Origin of the sequence: Mesorhizobium sp. M8A.F.Ca.ET.207.01.1.1 (assembly GCF_004794715.1) — a bacterium.
GTDB lineage: Bacteria > Pseudomonadota > Alphaproteobacteria > Rhizobiales > Rhizobiaceae > Mesorhizobium.
In genome coordinates this window covers 1-314 of the sequence record NZ_SRUS01000416.1, presented here as the reverse complement: position 1 = coordinate 314, position 314 = coordinate 1, and the positions used below count along the sequence as shown (strand labels likewise).

Below are 314 nucleotides of genomic sequence, written 5' to 3'. Positions count from 1 at the left end.
CTTCGATTGCCAGGAAGTCGAGCGGGTGCCGGAAGAGAACCATGACGTCATCATTCCGGAAATACTGACCGAAAGCGGGCTGCGGCGCTTCGACATCGCTTAAACTCTCACGACCTGCTTAACGCGTTTCAAAGAACCGTCGGGTGATATTCGAACAATATAGTTCGAGCCGACGGGGTCGTGGTGTTTATCTTCGCACGCTACTTGCTGATGCCTTTCGCCCTGATCGCCGCCGTGCTGTTTGCGATGGGAGCCCACATCGTCGGCACAAGCTTGCATCACCAAGCCGCCTGGCAACGCACCGTCGCCACCGT

The 314-nt window shown here is 57.0% G+C and carries 1 pseudogene; it reads left to right on the top strand.

Going from position 1 to position 314, the window contains the following annotated elements:
• Positions 1-103 (top strand): annotated as a pseudogene (locus EN850_RS37645) (5-formyltetrahydrofolate cyclo-ligase); the annotation flags it as partial.
• Between the last annotated feature and the right edge of the window lie 211 nt (positions 104-314).